Annotated in this window: 20 protein-coding genes and 1 pseudogene; 9 read left to right on the top strand and 12 right to left on the bottom strand. The window is 37.4% G+C overall.

Features of this window, described 5'->3' with window-relative positions; translation table 11 throughout:
* Positions 1-146: 146 nt before the first annotated feature.
* Together AZE41_RS05725 and AZE41_RS05720 are read left to right on the top strand one after the other, a co-directional pair.
* Positions 147-1,472 carry a M20/M25/M40 family metallo-hydrolase gene (locus AZE41_RS05725; RefSeq protein WP_067206675.1) on the top strand — a complete coding sequence of 442 codons (1,326 nt, stop codon included), beginning with the start codon at positions 147-149 and terminating at the stop codon, positions 1,470-1,472.
* A gap of 60 nt (positions 1,473-1,532) precedes the next feature.
* Positions 1,533-1,979 carry a YaiI/YqxD family protein gene (locus AZE41_RS05720; protein ID WP_067206672.1) on the top strand — a complete coding sequence of 149 codons (447 nt, stop codon included), beginning with the start codon at positions 1,533-1,535 and terminating at the stop codon, positions 1,977-1,979.
* Between the two features lie 81 nt (positions 1,980-2,060).
* Here AZE41_RS05720 and AZE41_RS23035 read toward each other — a convergent pair whose 3' ends face one another.
* Both AZE41_RS23035 and AZE41_RS23030 read right to left on the bottom strand, forming a co-directional pair.
* On the bottom strand, positions 2,061-2,198 hold the full coding sequence (locus AZE41_RS23035; RefSeq protein WP_187046973.1) for a hypothetical protein: 138 nt from the start codon (positions 2,196-2,198) through the stop codon (positions 2,061-2,063).
* Positions 2,199-2,265: 67 nt separating this feature from the next.
* The gene (locus AZE41_RS23030; protein ID WP_187046972.1) at positions 2,266-2,412 is read right to left on the bottom strand and encodes a hypothetical protein; all 147 of its coding nucleotides are present in this window, start codon (positions 2,410-2,412) and stop codon (positions 2,266-2,268) included.
* A gap of 436 nt (positions 2,413-2,848) precedes the next feature.
* Here AZE41_RS23030 and AZE41_RS05715 point away from each other — a divergent pair, with 436 nt between their 5' ends.
* Positions 2,849-3,304 carry a GNAT family N-acetyltransferase gene (locus tag AZE41_RS05715; RefSeq protein ID WP_067206669.1) on the top strand — a complete coding sequence of 152 codons (456 nt, stop codon included), beginning with the start codon at positions 2,849-2,851 and terminating at the stop codon, positions 3,302-3,304.
* A 367-nt stretch (positions 3,305-3,671) separates the two neighbouring features.
* On the opposite strand, the gene AZE41_RS05710 is transcribed toward AZE41_RS05715, so the two are convergent.
* Positions 3,672-4,676 carry an LLM class flavin-dependent oxidoreductase gene (locus AZE41_RS05710; RefSeq protein WP_067206666.1) on the bottom strand — a complete coding sequence of 335 codons (1,005 nt, stop codon included), beginning with the start codon at positions 4,674-4,676 and terminating at the stop codon, positions 3,672-3,674.
* A gap of 134 nt (positions 4,677-4,810) precedes the next feature.
* Between AZE41_RS05710 and AZE41_RS05705 the strand changes: the two genes are divergently transcribed.
* Together AZE41_RS05705 and AZE41_RS05700 are read left to right on the top strand one after the other, a co-directional pair.
* Complete coding sequence (locus AZE41_RS05705) at positions 4,811-5,890, top strand: type III polyketide synthase (RefSeq protein WP_067206663.1); 1,080 nt, start codon at positions 4,811-4,813, stop codon at positions 5,888-5,890.
* A gap of 12 nt (positions 5,891-5,902) precedes the next feature.
* A complete protein-coding gene (locus tag AZE41_RS05700; protein WP_067206660.1) occupies positions 5,903-6,433 on the top strand; it encodes an isoprenylcysteine carboxyl methyltransferase family protein in 531 nt (176 codons plus the stop codon).
* 537 nt (positions 6,434-6,970) lie between these two features.
* Here AZE41_RS05700 and AZE41_RS05695 read toward each other — a convergent pair.
* The 4 genes from AZE41_RS05695 to nhaC form a co-directional block, all read right to left on the bottom strand.
* A complete protein-coding gene (locus AZE41_RS05695) occupies positions 6,971-7,225 on the bottom strand; it encodes a GlsB/YeaQ/YmgE family stress response membrane protein (RefSeq protein ID WP_067206657.1) in 255 nt (84 codons plus the stop codon).
* Positions 7,226-7,556: 331 nt separating this feature from the next.
* Positions 7,557-7,967, bottom strand: a complete 411-nt coding sequence (locus AZE41_RS05690; RefSeq protein WP_067206654.1) for an NUDIX hydrolase — start codon at positions 7,965-7,967, stop codon at positions 7,557-7,559.
* Positions 7,968-8,014: 47 nt separating this feature from the next.
* The gene (locus AZE41_RS05685; protein ID WP_067206651.1) at positions 8,015-8,380 is read right to left on the bottom strand and encodes a hypothetical protein; all 366 of its coding nucleotides are present in this window, start codon (positions 8,378-8,380) and stop codon (positions 8,015-8,017) included.
* Between the two features lie 426 nt (positions 8,381-8,806).
* A complete protein-coding gene (gene nhaC, locus AZE41_RS05680) occupies positions 8,807-10,204 on the bottom strand; it encodes a Na+/H+ antiporter NhaC (RefSeq protein ID WP_067206648.1) in 1,398 nt (465 codons plus the stop codon).
* Positions 10,205-10,949: 745 nt separating this feature from the next.
* Between nhaC and AZE41_RS05675 the strand changes: the two genes are divergently transcribed.
* The 4 genes from AZE41_RS05675 to AZE41_RS05660 are packed head-to-tail and all read left to right on the top strand — an operon-like array spanning position 10,950 to position 14,055.
* Positions 10,950-11,321: a GntR family transcriptional regulator gene (locus tag AZE41_RS05675; protein ID WP_067206645.1), complete on the top strand. Its 372-nt coding sequence runs from the start codon at positions 10,950-10,952 to the stop codon at positions 11,319-11,321.
* A 14-nt stretch (positions 11,322-11,335) separates the two neighbouring features.
* Positions 11,336-11,974, top strand: coding sequence for an ABC transporter ATP-binding protein (locus AZE41_RS05670; RefSeq protein WP_067206642.1), 639 nt, complete (start codon positions 11,336-11,338; stop codon positions 11,972-11,974).
* A 47-nt stretch (positions 11,975-12,021) separates the two neighbouring features.
* Positions 12,022-12,852 (top strand): hypothetical protein, encoded by an 831-nt coding sequence (locus AZE41_RS05665; protein WP_067206639.1) that lies wholly within the window; start codon positions 12,022-12,024, stop codon positions 12,850-12,852.
* A 15-nt stretch (positions 12,853-12,867) separates the two neighbouring features.
* Positions 12,868-14,055 (top strand): hypothetical protein, encoded by a 1,188-nt coding sequence (locus AZE41_RS05660; protein WP_067206636.1) that lies wholly within the window; start codon positions 12,868-12,870, stop codon positions 14,053-14,055.
* A 223-nt stretch (positions 14,056-14,278) separates the two neighbouring features.
* On the opposite strand, the pseudogene AZE41_RS23625 reads toward AZE41_RS05660, so the two are convergent.
* The 5 genes and pseudogenes from AZE41_RS23625 to AZE41_RS05640 all read right to left on the bottom strand — a co-directional run.
* A pseudogene (locus AZE41_RS23625) lies at positions 14,279-14,388 on the bottom strand (thermonuclease family protein); the annotation flags it as partial.
* Positions 14,389-14,479: 91 nt separating this feature from the next.
* Positions 14,480-16,444, bottom strand: a complete 1,965-nt coding sequence (locus AZE41_RS05650; protein WP_231885776.1) for a glycoside hydrolase — start codon at positions 16,442-16,444, stop codon at positions 14,480-14,482.
* 35 nt (positions 16,445-16,479) lie between these two features.
* Positions 16,480-16,785 carry a hypothetical protein gene (locus AZE41_RS23180; RefSeq protein ID WP_231885775.1) on the bottom strand — a complete coding sequence of 102 codons (306 nt, stop codon included), beginning with the start codon at positions 16,783-16,785 and terminating at the stop codon, positions 16,480-16,482.
* Positions 16,786-16,821: 36 nt separating this feature from the next.
* A complete protein-coding gene (locus AZE41_RS05645) occupies positions 16,822-18,009 on the bottom strand; it encodes a sensor histidine kinase (RefSeq protein WP_197485375.1) in 1,188 nt (395 codons plus the stop codon).
* 175 nt (positions 18,010-18,184) lie between these two features.
* The gene (locus AZE41_RS05640; RefSeq protein ID WP_067206628.1) at positions 18,185-18,832 is read right to left on the bottom strand and encodes a response regulator transcription factor; all 648 of its coding nucleotides are present in this window, start codon (positions 18,830-18,832) and stop codon (positions 18,185-18,187) included.
* Between the last annotated feature and the right edge of the window lie 25 nt (positions 18,833-18,857).

The following is an 18,857-nucleotide window of genomic DNA, read 5'->3' as shown; positions in this document are numbered from 1 at the left end:
GGGCATTCTCCTGCTATTTATAGAACTCGCCGTTTCACTTCCTCTAGTAGCGTTGCTTGCCTGGCTTTGTGAATCCATCCCTGTCACGATTTTAATGTAACTGTATCGTCATGGTATAATTTCCATAATTAGAATGGAGGAATCTTATGACCCGTAAAAAAATGCTGTTCCCATTCCTATTACTAATTTCTATCCTAATGACAGCTTGTTCAGCTAGTTCATCTGGCGTGGAAGGTCCTGAATTTGATAAAGCACAAACTGAATTTATCCAGGAATTAAGTGTTGAAAATATTTTTTCTTCATTAAGTGAATTAACGAAAAACCCCCGAGTAGCTGGCACAAGTTCGGAAATGCAGGCAGCTGCTTTTTTGACTGCTCAATTGAAGTCGGAAGGATATGAAGTCGAAGTTCAACCATTTGATTTCGAAAGGTACGTCATACCAGAGTCGCATGGCCTAGTTGTCGAAGACTTTCCGGGCCCACTCTCTCCTGCCCCATTTCAATATTCAGTGGACGGTAATGTCGACGGTCAATTGATCGATGCAGGATATGGCTTGAAAAAGGATTACAAAAAAATTGATGTAAAAGGAAAAATTGCGCTTGTCGCTGTTGATAAAACTGCTTTTTATGAACTGGTTTTATTCGCTTCAGAGGCAGGTGCTAAGGCTATTCTTCTCTATTTCCCTGATGAACTGGAAATTGATAACTGGACGCTTGGTAGAGAGCATTTTAAAGACTTCATCCCCGCTCTAGCTCTTACCTATGATGAAGGGACGAAGCTTGTTGAATTTCTGAAAAACGGTACCCCCGTCAGCGCGGCTGTTAAAATTAAAGGAGCCCGTATTGACAAAGCTGCATCACAAAATTTGATTGCCACTAAGCATCCCACTTCCGAAACGGATGATGACATTATACTTATTGGTGCCCATTATGATTCCGTCGACAAAGCACCCGGTGCGAGCGACAATGCAAGCGGTACAGCAGTTGTCCTTGAACTGGCAAGGATTTTCAAAACGGTTCCAACAAATAAAGAAATTCGATTCCTATTTTTTGGTGCTGAAGAAGAAGGATTGCACGGTTCAGAAAAGTATGTAAGTACTTTGACGAAAGATGAAATCAAGCGCTCTGCCGCCATGTTCAATTTGGATATGGTGGGCAGTGCCGACGCTGGAGATTTAGCAATACAAACGATAGATGGTTCAGACAATGTAGTTACAAAAGCCGCAAGTAAAGCGAACGAAGCACTAAATGGTGACCCAATCGAGACCGACTTCGGAGACAGAAGCGATCACACACCTTTTCATAATGCAGGAATCGACGCAGCGTTATTCATTTATGATCCAGTGGAAGAGTGGTATCATACGCCAGAGGACACAATTGAAAAGTTAAGTAAGGCCCGTCTTGTTAACGTCGCCAAAATTGTTGGTACATCGATTTTTGAACTAACCTTTTCAGGTACAACCAAAGAATAATACAAAACGAGTTCTTTATTCATAAAATCTGGCATACTAAAGATAAAGGGAGGCTGCTTTATGACGACAATTCTAATCGACGCGGATGCGTGTCCGGTTGTGAAAGAAACGATCCGAATAGCGGGGACCTTCGGATTTCGCTGCATCCTTATCTGCGATACGACCCACGAAATGCATCGAGATGGTGCAGAGACTATTATCGTCTCTAAGGGGGCGGATGCAGTTGATTTTGTACTTGTAAATCGTGTACAGAAAGATGATATTGTCGTTACACAAGATTATGGTTTGGCCGCGATGGTGCTTGCAAAAAAAGGGCATCCAATTGACCAAAACGGGCGACTCTATACGGAAGACAATATTGACCAGCTGTTATATGCTCGCCATACCGCCCAGAAAGTTCGAATGGCTGGCGGACGACTACGCGGCCCAAAAAAGCGTTCAAAAGAGAGTGATTTGAAGTTCGAAGAAAGTTTAAAAAAGTTGTGTACGGAACTTGTAGATAAGTAAGAAAATAACCTGTAAGCATCTTATGAAAAATAGAAAGAGAGCCCAAACCATAATCGGTTGGGCTCTTTTTTGTCAGTATCGTTATTTTTTGTCCCTTATTTCTTCTAAAAGATCTATTACTCGATTGTTTTGCGTTTCAATGGTCTTTAAACTTTTCTCAATTGTGTTTGAAGAAAAAAACACAATCAGTACAAGAGCAACTCCAATAATCAATTCCAATGCTTTTCCCCCATAAAATAGCTCTTTTCATTATGAATATTTTCTAGTTTAAAGCATCGTCGGCATTCTATACTTTTTTCCTCATTTCATCACGTATTTCTTTCAGGTATTCATTCCTTTGTTTCGCGGACTTTATAATAGCAACAACTGCATAAATACCAAATCCTAGAATACCTAAATACAGTAAGAAAGGTATAATTCCTAAAATAGACAATAAACTAACCCCCTTTATTAATCGTATCTCCCTCCACTCTACCACAATTTTCCATAACGGTAAGACGTATATATGCAATATGTTTTCATTTTCGCCTTGATAAGAGCAATAGTATATAGTCGGTGCTTAACAAATAGAATGTTCTTCCAACACCGCCTTGTCGCTAGATTTTTTCGTTATATGGACGAGCTATATCACCCATCTTATTCCAAATAGGTAGTACTGAATATATAGTAGAAGAAAAAAGATATTTATGACAATTAATATGATATAATCAAAATGCTCACAAATTATCTGATAATTAGTAGGGAGAAATAGTAAGAGGAGGCGTTCATTATGACAAACAAAATCACTTTTATTACTGACGACTACAAGGGGATAGCGACTAATTAACAAATTGGTTTAGTGTTTCCCCGAATTTTGAAAGGGGAAAATTATGAGTACAGAGAATGTGAAAATTGTAGAACTAAATGCAGAAAACTGGTATGACTGTTGTGAATTAGAGGTATCAAAAGAACAACAAGAATATATTGAGCCAAATGCAATATCAATAGCTCAATCAAAGTTTGAACTTACGTTAAAGCCATATGCTATTTATGCTGAAGAAAGAGTAGTTGGTTTTTTGATGTACAATTCTGTTCAAGAGGAACTTGATGGTTATTGGGTATATAGAATAATGGTGGATAAGCAATTCCAAGGCAAAGGTATAGGTAAAGCCGCTACTAAACTAATGATATCAGAAATGGCTATATCGCTAAATGCAATAAAAATTGTAGTAGGTTATCATCCAAATAACTTGGGAGCTCATAATTTGTACTCTAGTTTGGGATTTATTGATGATGGTGATAGGTTCGGTAAAGAAATGGCTGTTATCAAATATATAATCAATTAATAAACCAATAAGTATCTTAAATTCCGTCCTAATCGATGATTCAATTGAAGATAGAAAGAGCATGTTTTGAATAATTCCTTTCAAAACATGCTCTTTCTTTTTGTTTACTTTTAAATTTCTTTCCTTACTTTTATCAAATCAGTTTCACTATTCTTGTCAGTTCTAACGGGCTATTTTATACAGTTTCTTAGATTTCAAAAAAACAAAATAAGAGCACCGCCAAAAGGCAGTGCTCGCCTATGCTGTTATCTTAAATTGAAATACATTGCTCTCCCTGAATGAAATCCAGCAGCCTATCGACAAGCTTTTTTCATCGTTCTGTCATCTTTTGTACAAGTTATGCGTACGTTGAAGTGTAGACAATCGTTCAGACTAACATTTCCTTAGCAATCAATTCATAGGATTTCAGCTTATCTTGGAAATCGTAAGCAATCATGACAAGCATCACTTCATCCGCATTATATTCTTCTGCAATTTTTTCAATCTCAGCACGGACCTTTTTTGGCGTACCGACAATCATCCGTTTGCGATTTTCGATAACCCGTTGCTGTTCATAATGACTATATGGATAAGTAAGCGCTTTGTCGGGTGAAGGAGTTCCAACTGAGGGCATTCCCTGTTCAAGCATAACCATGGACAAATCAAGTGAAGAGATAATTCGCTCCGCTTCTTCTTCCGTTTCCGCACAGGCGAAGAAGACAGCAACTGCCTGCCTTGGCCTTTGCAAATATGCAGAAGGTTGGAATCTTTTGCGATAGTGATTCGCGTAAGAAGGGCCGCCTTCTCCGTTGATGAACTGTGCAAACATATACGGCAACCCTTTTTCTGCTGCGAGAAGTGCGGAACTTTGGCTTGATCCCAACATCCAAACTGGTGGTGCTTCTTCAATGATGGGCGTTGCTTTCAAGCCTTGATATATGTGCTCTGCTGGCATTGTGTCATTCAAATACATGAGCAGGTCATCCACTTGTCCAGGGAATTTATTGACATCTCGGTAGTTCCCATCATGCAGTGCATATGTCGCACGCGGCATTCCACCCGGTGCGCGGCCAACCCCAGCATCAATCCGTCCTGGAAAAAGTGCTTCAAGAAGTTTGAAGTTCTCAGCTACTTTATAAGCCGAGTAATGAGGCAACATTACACCACCTGACCCTAAACGGATTGAAGACGTAACAGATGCAAGATGTGAGATAAGTATTTCAGGTGATGACCCAGCCAGTGTTGTTGCGTCATGATGTTCGGAAACCCAGAACCGCGTATAGCCCCATTCCTCAGCTTTTCGTGCAAGTTGTGCTGTGTGTTTTAGCGATTCTACTGCGTTACTGCCTTCGGAAATTGGCGATTGGTCTAAAATGCTTAATTTTATGGACATGAAATTTCTCCCCTACCTTCATTTCCTCCATTTTACATGAAGTATCCTGTTTATATGGTGGGCATGCTCAGTATTAATGTTTGGTAAAGTCATATTAAGGTAATGAGTACTATTAATGAAGCTGGAGGTAGCCTATGCCAAAAATTATTTCTGTCAGTACTTTCAAACCGCCTCATGAAGTGAAACAGCAACAAGCAGTTGAGTTAACTCGATCACTTTTTAGTGAGAAATATAATGATATTGAAAGGCTTTTAAAAGTCTTTCAAAATGGCGATATCGAAACGCGGAATGTCTGTATGCCTATAGAATGGTATGGAAAAGAGCATGACTTTGAAGAGCGCAATAATTTATACATTCAACATACTGTCGACTTCGGCGTACAAGCTGTACTGTCATGCCTCCAAGGGGATGACATGCTTGATGAACCGATTGAACCGTCTATGATTGACGCCATTTACTTCATTTCAAGTAGCGGGATTTCAACGCCGAGCATTGAAGCACGTATTATGAACCGACTTCCTTTTCGGGATGATACAAAACGTGTTCCTATTTGGGGGCTTGGTTGTGCTGGAGGGGCCGCTGGAATCAGCAGGGCGTATGAGTATTGCCTTGCCTTTCCGGAAGCAAATGTCCTTGTACTCTCTGCTGAATTATGCAGTTTGACGTTTCAGAAAGACGATTATTCAAAAAGTAATCTAGTAGGTGTCTCACTATTTTCTGATGGGATTGCTTGCGCATTGGTTTCTGGGGATAAATCTTCGGTGAAGGTCAAAAAAGCGATGCCCAAGGTTATTGCAACCACGTCAAAACTGATGCCCGATTCTGAAAATGTTATGGGCTGGGATGTGAAAAACACTGGACTGTATGTTGTTTTCTCAAAAAGCATTCCAGCTATCATAACAAATTGGCTCGGACCTTTCGTCCATGAATTCCTCGGTGATCATGGGCTAACAAAAGACGATATCTCACACTTCGTCGCACATCCTGGTGGAAAAAAAATACTTGAAGCATATGAAACAGCCCTAGGATTTGATCAAAACAAAACGGATATTTCGCGTGATGTATTGCGTCACAATGGGAATATGTCGTCCCCTACTATCCTTTACGTGTTAGAGAAGTTCATGGAAAGTGAACCTGCTGCCGGTGAGTATGGACTAATGGCTGCACTCGGCCCTGGATTTTGTGGTGAACTGCTGTTATTGAAATGGGAATGAGGTGTTTTGCAGATGCTATTTGCCATTGTCATTTCAATCGTTATCTTACAGCGGCTTGTTGAACTTGTTGTTGCGAAACGCAATGAGCAATGGATGCGCAGCCAAGGGGCTTTCGAAGCGGGTGCCGCCCACTACCCCATTATGGTTGCCATGCATATAGCCTTTTTCATTTCCCTTCTTGCAGAAGTCATTCTGCTCGACAGGTCGCTGTCATCAATATGGATTATACTTCTCGTCATTTTTCTAACGGCGCAAGTAGCACGGATCTGGTGCCTTACTTCGCTCGGGAAGTTCTGGAATACAAAAATCATCATCTTACCAGGTGCAGACGTTGTACAGAAAGGCCCGTATAAGTGGGTGCGCCATCCGAATTATGTAATTGTGACGACTGAGCTCTTGGTGCTTCCCCTCATGTTTGGTGCTTATTTAACAGCAATCATTTTCACATTGCTGAATGTTTGGATGTTATCCGTGCGGATTCCCGCAGAAGAAAAAGCATTGAAGGATGCGACGAATTATAGAGAGAGGTTTTCGCTGGACTAATATATTTGGCACTACTTATTAGAATTAACTAGGCGGTATACCTCACCCGTATAACGAACAAATCTAGCGAAGGAGCGACACTAATGATAGACAGCCCAATATCGCCGCATCCTGCAAGCACCGGAGCAATATAGACCAAGGAGGGATGCAGTTCATCCCTTTCTGACGGGCTTATTGCGTGAGGCCATCACCAAGCGACAAAGCGGTGTTGGAAGAACACTCTAATTGTTAAGTGTCGACTATATAATTAACAAATACATTCGATACCTACTTTTCTAAAGAACAAAAGCGCAAGTGCCTGTTCAGGGGCGACAGGCATAAGACGGGCTGGCGAAGCGGCGTTCTTTGCCGCACAGCCGGACCGACTTATGACCCGAGCCTCTAGGCGCTGGAGTCTGGACGTAAAATCTCTATGTCGCAGCTTATCCACAGTACGTGATCTTATGATTTTCTAAGCTACGATTAAAAAACGCTGAGCTTAACTAGTCAGCGTTTTCTTATTTCCTTGCCATCAAATAACTTTCAATCATGAAGAGATTAATATCTCCTACGCATGGATTTCATAACGAAACTAACAACAATCACTATGATAAGTGCTCCGACAATGGCAGGTACAATGTAAAAATCAGCTAATTTCGGACCCCAATTCCCTAGCAACCTACTTCCAATCCATGCACCAATGATACCAGCAATCACATTTCCTACGAGTCCACCCGGCATATCTTTACCTGCGACTAACCCTGCAAACCAACCGATGATTCCCCCAATAATTAAATATAATAACAGTCCCATACATTACATCCCCTTGTTATTTATTTTTAGTATATGAATTAATTATGATAACGGTAAAAATCCATTTTTTTAATCAACTAGAATGTTTATAAAGCCTATAGAATACTTAGAAATTGCCCTGAATAATTGAAGAGACAAATGACATGTCGTTACTCCTCCCCATATTCATCAGTTCCTTTTCCTTACTCCAATGAAAAAGTTCAAATTTCGTATTCTCTATAAACTAATACGCTTAATAATTCTTGAATATACCTTTTCTCCATAACTCTTGCCACTCCATTTCACCATCGACTAATCCCATATTCTATTCTATCTTCTAGCATCCCTCCCATTACACTTGAATTGTATAAGCCGAAGATGATTTAAGCATTCTTTCTACTCCGCCAGGATGATAAGGCATAAAGCCATTCGCTGTCGGCAAATCTACCCACTTTATTTCTAAAATTTCTTCTTCGTCTTGAATCGAGCATTCCCCGGATACGATCGTTGCTTTAAATGTTAGAAATAAAGCGTGATGCCCTTTTGCATTAAAAAATGCTTCATTCACCGCCACGATACGGTCAACTTCAATTGTCAAACCTGTTTCTTCTTGGGCTTCACGAATAATTGCCAGCTCTAACGTTTCCCCATCTTCAACGTCACCGCCGGGAAGAGACCAGCCGCTACCTTTGTTATTGACCATCAGTACTTTTTGCTCATCTTCTTTATAAATAAGTGCATAGACAACATTTACTCTTTTCATTTCTGACTTCCCCCCAATGTCCATTAACTACAACAGAATCCCCAAAACTACCCTTCATACATGCCTATATAGGGTATTTCCTTACCGTCTACTATTACAATATATGCGGGCGTATCCGTTTTATATATCTTTGTTCCAACAGGTAATTTATTAGATGTACCACTTTTAAAGTTCCATGCTTTGTCCGTCTTTTTTGTTATTTCTCCCACTTGCTCACCCAATTCATAGGATAATTCTTTTAGCCATTCTAGATCTCGAGCCTTCGAGTAGACGATACTATCTAAAACAAAAATATCCGCATCACTACTTCCAAGAAAATCTTTCGGCGTGGGATTTCCTTTATAAGCTTCTTGACAGCCTGATACTACCAATAGAAGGAAAGTTATAAAGAGTACTAATCGACCCATTTTCATGAATATAACTGCCCCCCTTATTCAAAAGTCTTATAAGTCAACATGCAAAAAGCGAGTGATATGACAGGCAGAAAACCGTAAACAGGCCCAAGTGTAAATGAAACCCCGCCATTAACATAGCGACTAGTCCGAAGCGGTTTCGTATTGATATTCTATCTAAATACGCTTTATCAGCCTCTGAAATACCTTCATCGTCTTATGAAAATCTCTTTATAAACTCCATGCATTTTTTTATAAAGCCTCATAATTCATATGCCCTAAAATACAACATAACCTCCTATATTCGCCACAATATGGAACAACCCTACTACTTATACGTTGTTCATGTACAAATGGTTCCATAATCTACAAATAATAGGCTTTTGAATGTTTTATTAATTTCCAAAAGCGAAGGAGCACTCCCTAACAGGTGTGCTCCTTCGCTTTTTACACTTTTACCTTTTCATCAGTCAGATACGTCAATGTTTTCCCAGTAAACCCAAACAGAACTGTTAATATCGGAGACAACAGGCAAAAGAATGCGAATGGCAAATAGTCTACTGTTGCGACACCCAACACACCTGTAATGAAAATACCGCAAACGCTCCACGGTACTAACGGATTGACAACCGTGCCCGCATCTTCCATCACTCTACTCAAGTTCTTATTCGCTAACCCTACTTTTTCATATTGTGATTGGAAAGCTTGCCCTGTCAATAATATCGACAAATACTGTTCACCAATCAACACATTAATCCCAATCGCCGTTAACGCAGACGCTGCAATGACAGAGGAAACTTTCTTCAAAAGACTTTCAATTTTCCCGAGTAGACATTGGACAATTCCTAGTGTAAATAACAATCCCCCCATACTAAGTGCCAACAACACCAAACCAATTGTAAACATCATACTTTGCATGCCACCACGAGTAAGTAATTCGTCAATGTCTTTGATTCCTGTCGTTGAAACAAAGCCTTCGAATAAAATCTTAAACACTTCTGGAGCACTGAAACTCTGATGGAAATAGGAAATGATAATCGCACTGATGGAACTTAACGCCAATGTCATTAACGCCGGGACTTTCATTATCGTCAGAACAAAGAGAACAACAAGAGGAATCACCGTATACCAGTGAATCATCCCTGTTTCCAACAAGCCATCTTGGAAATAGGCAATTTTATCAACATCGCTTAATGTGACACTTGGTGATAATAAAGCGAAGATAATCAGCGATAAAATAAATGCCGGGATTGTCGTCCAACCCATATTTCGAATATGTTCAAACAAATTGACGTCAACAATGGATGAGGCCAGGTTTGTCGTATCCGACAGGGGTGACATCTTATCTCCAAAAAATGCTCCGGAAACAATTGCACCCGCCGCTATAGGCAGTGACAAATCGAGCATAGTCGCCATCCCAATAAATGCTACCCCTACTGTTGCTACCGTCGTCAACGAACTACCGATTGAAACACCAACAATTGCAGTAACAACAAAAACAATTGCAAAGAAAAATGACGGTGTAATTAGATTAAACCCGGTATAGATTAGCGTCGGTATCGTCCCACTCATGATCCAACTACTAACTAAAATACCGATGAAGAAAAACAGGAATACTGCACTCATACCCGCTCCTGCTCCTTCGACCAGGCCACCTTCAAGTTTGCGGTACGAAACCTTTTTGAGCAGACCATAGCAAATTAATAGTAATATTGAAAACAAAATTGGCAAATGTGGAACTGCACCAAACTGAACAATACTAACACTAATTATCGTTACAATTGCTGCTATAAGTGTTATCGCCTCTAGAAATGTGGGTGAAATAACTTCCTTTATTCGAAACATGATGAAATCCTCCTCGATGGTTTAAAACTGTGTATTATTTTTGGATACAAAAAAGCCCCTTCAATCCCTTGGAAAGGGACGAAGAAGCTCTCCGCGTTACCACCCTAATTGATGAACCAGTTCTGGACTGGCCATCCACTTCATTAGTTGTTGAGAAAATCGGATGGCGTACTTCATACATATTGCTGCCTGAATTCACACCTACCATTCAGTCTCTTGCTGCTGCTCACAATATGATTACTGGACCATCTCTCAAATATATTCAATTTTAATGATTATCTTTTGTACAAAAGTAATTGATTTGAATCTTATCACGTTTAGCGGGCATGTCAAGGAGTTTCGCAAAAAGATTAAGTGTTGCACGTTTCTCGAAATTCAGATAACAACCAACGTCTAACGCAATTTAGGACTCAATAAGAACCCTCGAACAAGAAGAAATGGATATTATTGGTTGACAGTAAAAGTGTATTAAGGATATAATACAAATTGTAATGTGTATCAACCAATTAATACACATTGTTTGTAGGACAGGTGAATGTATTACGTGGCATTTCTTTGCGATTACTGTATAAATGCTTTAATACATAATATTGCTTTTCTAGACGCATTCTTTTATCGCAAAAGTATTAGACACTTAATACAGTCATCGTAACTAGTGTTTCGTCCATTATTTTTGCCAACACTGTATCACCCCCTTAGTACAGGTTAGGCGTAAAACCATTATGTTTTTTTAGGAGTTGGGTTTATGGATATAAAGTTTAATAATCGTGATCCTGTTTATGTGCAAGTGATTCGGCAATTTAAAGAACAAATTGCAACAGGTTACTTTGAACCGGGTCAGGAGATTCCATCGAGAAGGGAACTCGCTAATCAGCTGAAAATCAATCCAAATACGGCGCAGCGAGCGTATAAAGAAATGGAGGAACAAGGGTTGATTTTTACGGAGGGGAATTTGCCAAGTCGCATTACGAGGGATGCGCAGATGCTCAAAATAGTAAGAGAAGAATTGATTTTAGAGGCTGTAGATACGTTTGTTCATTCGGTTCGATCCATCAATGTTCCTGTACACGAGGCTTTGGATTTAGTGAAGAATACGTATGAAAGGGAAAATAATTAAATGGGGGGATCTTTGTGATTGAAATAAAAAATATAACAAAAAAGTTCGGCAGGAAAAAAGTATTAAATGGCGTTTCTTTTACTGCTGAAAAAGGGAAAATCACTTGTCTAATTGGCATTAATGGTGTTGGGAAAACAACAATTATGAAAGCAATTATGGCTTTAACTCCTATTAATGGAGGTGAAATCCTCATTGATGGTGAAAAAATTCATAAAGGGAGTTATGAAAAAATCACCTTTATACCAGATACAATAACGATGTTACCGCAAATGCGAATACGGGACACCTTTGTATTTATGACTGATTTTTACAACTGTTGGAATCAGGAACGTGCCACTGAACTGCTCCAGTTTTTCAAACTAAACGAAACGGATCGTATTTCTGAACTCTCAAAAGGCAATTCCGCAAAAGTGAACCTTATACTTGGTTTGGCAATGGATGTCGATTATGTCTTAATGGACGAACCATTTTCAGGAATTGATATATTTAGCCGTGAGCAAATTGCCAATGTATTTACGAGTCATTTAATTGAAAATCGTGGCGTTATTATCACAACACATGAAATTAATGATATCGAACATTTAATTGATAAAGTTGTTTTACTAGATGACGGCGTAGTTTTAAAAGAATTCGATACAGAAGAAGTAAGTTAAAAAGAGGGGAAATCGGTAATCGATGTAATGAGAGAGGTGTATCAAGCATGAATCGTTATTTGAAGTTAGTCAATTTCGAAGTGAATAGATTTTTAAAGCTTTACCTCGTTTTACTTGGCATTACGATTCTTTCGCAAATCATTGCGGTGATTGTTCAATCACGGGCCTATTTAAATCGGGCAAATGAATTAATGTATAAGGATTTAATGACGAAGGACCAGTTTATCGAACAATATGGGAATATCTCTTTCTATAATTTTACTCAGGCAGCTTGGTTTCTGCTCCCCATTATGCTTTGTGTTGTAGTATTAATAATCTATGTCTTTTTTATTTGGTATCGTGATTGGCTTGGAAAAAATACATTTAGTTATCGTTTACTCATGTTGCCAACAGCACGCATTACTATTTATTTTGCAAAGGCTACAACGATTTTACTCTTCGTTTTAGGTCTTGTTGCATTACAACTAGTATTATTGCCAGTTGAAAGTCAAGTTTTACAGTGGGTGGTACCAAGTGAGTTTCGTACCGATCTTTCGATTTATGAAATTACCAACCTCCACAATTTAAACGTATTATTGCCAAGCTTTTTTATAGAGTTTGTTCTTTATTATGCTGGCGGAATGCTAGCGGTGTGTATTGTTTTTACGGCGATTTTGTTTGAACGTTCGTTCCGTATTAAAGGGATTATTTATGGCGTTCTCTATTGTGTTGGTTCCCTTTTAATCTTCTTTGCACCTCTATTCGTTAATGGGTTCATCTTAAGAAATTATTTTTATCCAATAGAACTATTTTTCCTGGAACTAGTAGCAGGTCTTCTCGTTTTAGATTGCGCCATTTGGATAGGTAATTTTCTACTAAAGAATAAAATAAGAGTTTGATGGGAGGTTACATAAGTGAAACGCTATTGGAAAATCATTTCGATTTGTTTGGCTACGTTAATTGTGATTGGAACTTTTTATATACAATCAAGTTTAGCTACAAATGAGCATTTAAAAATTGAATTTGAAAAAGTAAATGGCAATGAGGATGAGTTGAAAAATATAGTGTTATACGGTGATTATTTAGGAGATCTTCCCTACCAGTTTCAACCTTTACAAATTACAAGTGAAGAAACATTCAATCCAACTAATTTATCTTTTTCACAAAAAATATCAAGAACAGGTATTCCGATTGATCTTGAAGAATTGGTAGAAAAGCATAGGAGTTTTATGCGAAGTAAGGATTTAAGTCCGCATCTTTTTTTTGAAGACGAAAATTTTGTAGCATATGCCCATATGAATGATTTTAGCTTTGATATTGAAGTGTTAACTAAAAAAACGGACGAAATTACGTCAATCCAGTTGGATGTATCCGAAAAAGAAAATTACGGTTGGATGCAAGTTGAGGAAGTTCAAGTAATAGATAGTGAATTAAAGGTCATTACACGTGCTTCTCGTATAGGTGGTAGTGTTAGAGATGAATTACGAGTCTATACATTTGATATGAAAGAGCAAAAGCTTTTAAGTGATGACACGATTGCTTCTACTCCGACGGTAGAGAATGGTTATTCTGATTTAAGAATCATAAATGATAATTATTCTATTCAGCGGCAAAAATACCTTCTAGTTAAAATTGAGGCTTTTGAAGATGAAAAAATCTATAGAGACGGTGAACCGAAATTAGTCGCGAATGAATTCATCGTTTACGATATAGAAACTAATCAATCTAAAAAAGTTGTTGCTTCTGATGAAAAACTTGGTTCTTTAGGTGGTTCATCCGCTATCTCTAATTCTACACTCTTTATTCCTTCACAGACATCTAATGGTATAGAAGTCAATTTGTATGACATTGAAAGCGACAAATGGGGCAAAAAACTATCATTTGATTTAGTAGATAATAAGGATGATGAGGAGGCACCTTACATTAAGGTAATGAATGGAAAATTCTATATTATTCATGCAACAACTAACGGGCATACCATTTTTATAGGCGATTTAATAACAGGGGAATCCCTATATGAAGGTAAGTTGAAAGTGAAAAACCAAGAAGAAGTTCAAAAGAATTATCGTCTTTACTTTCATGGTATCGAGAATGTTCAATAAAAAAATAAAAGGGTAGTTTGGTCAACCACCTTTTAATTAGAAAGAGATGAGAATGACAGCATTATTGCTGTCATTCTCATCTCTTTCATTTTGAGTAACGGATTCTAACACAATTCGGGGTTCAATGGGAATCCTCAATAACATCAACGTTCACACGTAAAGCCACCCCTTTTCCGAATAGGCGGGATGCTTTTTCTTTACGCCGTTTGGATAGTTCTCGCTATCCGCTGTTGAATAGCTCATGAGTACGTTCTTTCGCTTCCTCTCCGAACGGCTGCTTCCCAAGTCGAAGGTGGTGTTCGTTTCAGGCGTATCGATCAGTAAATAACGGATATTCATCACAAATATCTCCATGTCAAAAGTCATCTGATTTATTTTTAAGTCTCATTAAAAATAAGCAATTAAAATGTGCTAAATGCAACATCTAATTTTTCGGCGTATAGATACTTTTACTCTTTCCATCAATAATTAATAATGACTTTTCTGGTATTTTCTCGCCTAGATAATTAAATTCATCTTCTGAAAAATTGGCTACTACACTTAATTTTTCACCATATTCAGTCATTTGAACTAATCTATCATCTGATATGATTTTAAAATCCGTCATTTCTTCTGTTATTGCTTTTTTGCTAAAATTTGACCATACCTTAGAATGTCTTACGATTGTTTCTTTATGTTTTTTCCACTCGTTTTTATCTATATGATATAAAGGAGGTACATTATAAAGTATCTCATACAACATCCTATTTGATATTTCATCTTCCAATTTTAAGGTTCCCCATCCCCACCAATAAGTCGTGATTACTGAATCGTTGTAAACCAACTTATACAATGGGATCGTGTAGTTTGAATCCAAAAATAACTTCTTGTATTTATCCTTTACAGGTATTTGTTTAGAAAACAGTTCGGGAACTCCGCCGTTACTCGAATAGTATCTCCCTACATAGTACTCACTTTCTTTATTTGTTTTCATATCCTCATCCATCCAAGAAAATGCTGGCGTTTCTATTCCATGTGCAAAGGCAATCGTTTTGTTTGCAAAATCATTTCCGCCTTCAGTTCCAACTACCATATCCCATTCTTGTTGCAGATACTCCATTCTCTTAATTCTAGCCTGGATATCATCCTTTTCAGTAGTAATATGTTCTGGCGAATAGTCATCATAGATCTCCCCAGTGCCATCGGTGTCTAGAAACCATGAGTTAAATGCTAGACCAGTATCTAGAATCGAAGTTATTCTTTCTTCTACACTAGGCATTGCAAGCGTCGGATTCAACTTTCTACCTTCACCTTGGAATCCTTCAATCTTGTTTCCATCTTTATTGGTTACAGTTGCATTCTCGTAAAGTGAAGTATCCCTAAACTTAGCAGTTTCCCACTTCTCTTTACCGGGTTCATGGATTGAATGATACGAATCATAGGTGCCAATTAAATAGCCAAGGTCTTCTGCTTCTTTTACTAACTCTGGTTTAATAAATCCTTCCTGCCAGTCATCAAGTCCAATCCACATATTTTCTAACCCTGAATCCTTCATATCCTTTATCACATCTACAGTATTTGCATCTGCCCACTTCTCTATTGGGTCAACTACATTTCCAAGTACGCTTTTTAATAATCTCTTATTTAGGTCAATTAATTCAACAGGATTTAAATTTTCTATTTTCCTGTTTAATAGCCCCTGAGTTTCTTTATCTGTTTCAGTAAATATTTCCGGATTATAGAATTCTTTTAGTTGCATTACGGCACTTAAGCCTTTTACTATTCTATTTTTAGTGTATTTGTCTACATAATCTAAGTTATTTAAATCATCAAAGGCCGATGAAAGATCTGATCCATCTTCAACTTTAGTAGTTAATAACTCCTGAATCCATAATCTCAGTTTTTCGGGGAAACTGTCTCTCAGTTTTGCCCATTTTATATTTTCCTCTGAAATAACAGTTCTGTCCCAAAAATAAGCATGGGGTGCACCGTAAAGCTTTTCAATTTCACTATTTTCTTTAGCCTTATCCGCCAAGCTTTTGAAGTCACCCTGTTCAACCAAATACTTTTTATAGGTCTTTGCAACATCTGCTGGATTTTTTTCCGTTACATATATTCTAAAACCATATTCCTTCACTTTATTAATCGCTGGAAACTCATGATTAAAAGTAAACTCAATATCATTTTCTGTATTAAAAACAACTTCACTATTATAAGGATTTTTAATTATATAGACTAGCGAATACGCACTTTTATCAACTGCAAAAAACTGCATAGAGAAAGCCTCAATCACCTTCATTTTTTCTTCACTTAAATAATCTTTCCAGACTGGATCATTGCTTGGAATATGCTTCCCTTGATTTAATGGGAGCATATATCCATCACCTTTCACTTTTGGCCATGCAAACATGTTGTCTTCATCTTTGTTGGATTTTATGGTTACATCTACATACTTATCTTTTTTTCTATTTCAACATCAATTGCCTTTTCTAAATAGGTCCAAGTTATAGTATCTCCACTGTCTTTTAAATTTGAAACTTTCATTTTCTCCAGTGGTTCCGATGCTCTTTCAGTAATTCCATTGGACTCCACCTCAAACGCAAGGGTCTCTGGATCCACACTAAAGTTAAAATCCACATTATCTTTTCCTGAATTAACCTCTTTGATTGGTATCTTTTTGTCGTTCACACACCCTACTAGAACACTTGTTACAATTGCAGCAATTAACATGATTGATAGAATTTTTTTCATGTATCACACCTCCATAACTAGAGTAACCGGGGTGTGTTACGCGAATGTTACAAAAAAAGCTAACTTATTATTTTTTAATTCAAACCCAAAATCCAACTTGTGATTATCCAAAATGGTCTTGATAATAGGTAAGCCCAAACCTGTACCTGAAAGCTCCTTACTTCTTGATTTTTCTAATACATAAAAAGGTCTCCATATATGTTCTAAATCATTTTCGTCAATTGCGCCAACCCCGTTAGCAATCGTAAGCTTGACGATATTAGTGTCTATAGTTAATGTAATTTCAATACGCTTATCATCGGAATATTTAATAGCATTAGTAATTAAATTATCGAGTACAACATCTATTGCTTCTTTTTCTGCATTGATAAAATATTCCTTGTCCGCATCTACATTTAATGAAAAATCAATACAGTTTTCCTGTAGTATCAGCATGTATTTTCCCGTCATGTCTATAACCCTTTTACCTAAATCAAAAGTAGATTTGTTTAATGAACTATTTTCTAACTCTGTCCAAAACAGAAGCTTCTCGATTAATACATCCATTTTCTCAATCTGTTCTTCAATTACATCTCTAAATGTTCCGTCATCCAAACCGTCCACTATCCCCTGTTCATACACTTTCATTATTGATAGTGGCGTTTTTAGTTCATGGGACACATCTGACATTAATTCTTTCAATCGCTTATTTTGGCCGTTGATTTCATTATGGGCTTTCTCTAATTTTCCACTCATACTGTTTATACTTTTCGCAAGTTCTCCTACCTCATCATTGGTTGTAATCTCTTCTTTCCTGAACTTTAAATTAGCTATATCTTGAGACAAACTTTTCAAGGATTCTAAAGGCCTTGTAATTTTTTTAGATATGATTACTACTAAGAAAACAATTAATATGACTGAAATGGTCATCAAAAATAGATTAAATCTATTTATGATTATGATTGCTTCTTCCATATGTGGTAATGGTAATCCTATGGCGATAATCGTATTATCAATTTTTATAAATTTAGTTAAAACTTTATATTTGCTTACACCTTGATCGTATATCTTATTGACGCTTTTCTCCTGCAAAGTAGTTAACGTACTTTCAGTAATCCAAAATTTATTTAACTTTATTTTTTTCATTTCAAATTCTAATTTTATTTTTTCATTAAGTTGATTCAAACTTCCACTAATCTCTGAATGAACAATAGTTACGGCGTACTCTTCTTCTATCTGTTTCAATTCGTTTAAGAAACCACTTTCAGGTACACTGATTATCTCGTTAGCTACCTTGTCTAAAACCTTTCTTTGCTCATAAATGTAATATCTGTCTACCAGGAATATATTTATGAGTATTGAAAAAATAAACGTGCAAATTACAATGGATGATATGCCAACTGAAAACTTGCTTCCGATTTTAATCTTCCTTCACCTCCAGGCAGTACCCAATGCCTCTATAGGTTTTGATAAGGTCATCCCCTATTTTAGTTCTTAATCTTCGGATGTGAGTATCTACTGTTCGATGATCCCCTTCATAATCCATACCCCAAACTATATCAATAAGCCTATCCCTCGATAAAATAACACCCCTATTATTAATGAAGAACAGTAATAAATCATATTCAATCTTGGTAAGTTGTAAGGGTTCATTGCTCTTATATGCTTTTTTTTCATTCTCCTTTATCCTAATACCTCTGAATTTAATTTCCTCACCAATGTTCAGGAGCTTTTTAGCTCTTAATATTACGATTCGTGGATCAAATGGCTTCTTAATATATTCATCAGCCCCTCCATTTAAGGCCTTTATTTCATCTTCATGTTGACCTTTAGCTGTTAATATCAGAACTTTGGTTTGACTATTTCCCTTTATATATTTACATACTTCTATTCCACCAATTTTTGGCATCATCCAATCTAAAACGGCTAAGTCAATCTTGGTTGATTCAGCTATATTCAATGCTTCCTGTCCATCCCTAGCTCCCAGGACATTGAAGCCTTCCTCTTTGAAATATGCTGACAGTATCTTAACCATTTGCGGTTCATCATCTGCGATTAGAATATTCATTTTTTCCCCCTTGAGTTAGAAACTT

Source organism: Sporosarcina psychrophila (genome assembly GCF_001590685.1).
GTDB lineage: Bacteria > Bacillota > Bacilli > Bacillales_A > Planococcaceae > Sporosarcina > Sporosarcina psychrophila.
The sequence above is the reverse complement of the archived record's forward strand: the minus strand, read 5'-3'. Positions and strand labels throughout refer to the sequence as shown.

Bases quoted from the DNA above. Each gene is read 5' to 3' on its own strand.
- AZE41_RS05725 (WP_067206675.1), top strand. From the start codon at position 147: ATGACCCGTAAAAAAATGCTGTTCCCATTCCTATTACTAATTTCTATC.
- AZE41_RS05720 (WP_067206672.1), top strand. From the start codon at position 1,533: ATGACGACAATTCTAATCGACGCGGATGCGTGTCCGGTTGTGAAAGAA.
- AZE41_RS05715 (WP_067206669.1), top strand. From the start codon at position 2,849: ATGAGTACAGAGAATGTGAAAATTGTAGAACTAAATGCAGAAAACTGG.
- AZE41_RS05710 (WP_067206666.1), bottom strand. From the start codon at position 4,676: ATGTCCATAAAATTAAGCATTTTAGACCAATCGCCAATTTCCGAAGGC.
- AZE41_RS05705 (WP_067206663.1), top strand. From the start codon at position 4,811: ATGCCAAAAATTATTTCTGTCAGTACTTTCAAACCGCCTCATGAAGTG.
- AZE41_RS05700 (WP_067206660.1), top strand. From the start codon at position 5,903: ATGCTATTTGCCATTGTCATTTCAATCGTTATCTTACAGCGGCTTGTT.
- AZE41_RS05695 (WP_067206657.1), bottom strand. From the start codon at position 7,225: ATGGGACTGTTATTATATTTAATTATTGGGGGAATCATCGGTTGGTTT.
- AZE41_RS05690 (WP_067206654.1), bottom strand. From the start codon at position 7,967: ATGAAAAGAGTAAATGTTGTCTATGCACTTATTTATAAAGAAGATGAG.
- AZE41_RS05685 (WP_067206651.1), bottom strand. From the start codon at position 8,380: ATGAAAATGGGTCGATTAGTACTCTTTATAACTTTCCTTCTATTGGTA.
- nhaC (WP_067206648.1), bottom strand. From the start codon at position 10,204: ATGTTTCGAATAAAGGAAGTTATTTCACCCACATTTCTAGAGGCGATA.
- AZE41_RS05675 (WP_067206645.1), top strand. From the start codon at position 10,950: ATGGATATAAAGTTTAATAATCGTGATCCTGTTTATGTGCAAGTGATT.
- AZE41_RS05665 (WP_067206639.1), top strand. From the start codon at position 12,022: ATGAATCGTTATTTGAAGTTAGTCAATTTCGAAGTGAATAGATTTTTA.
- AZE41_RS05650 (WP_231885776.1), bottom strand. From the start codon at position 16,444: ATGTTTGCATGGCCAAAAGTGAAAGGTGATGGATATATGCTCCCATTA.
- AZE41_RS23180 (WP_231885775.1), bottom strand. From the start codon at position 16,785: ATGAAAAAAATTCTATCAATCATGTTAATTGCTGCAATTGTAACAAGT.
- AZE41_RS05640 (WP_067206628.1), bottom strand. From the start codon at position 18,832: ATGAATATTCTAATCGCAGATGATGAACCGCAAATGGTTAAGATACTG.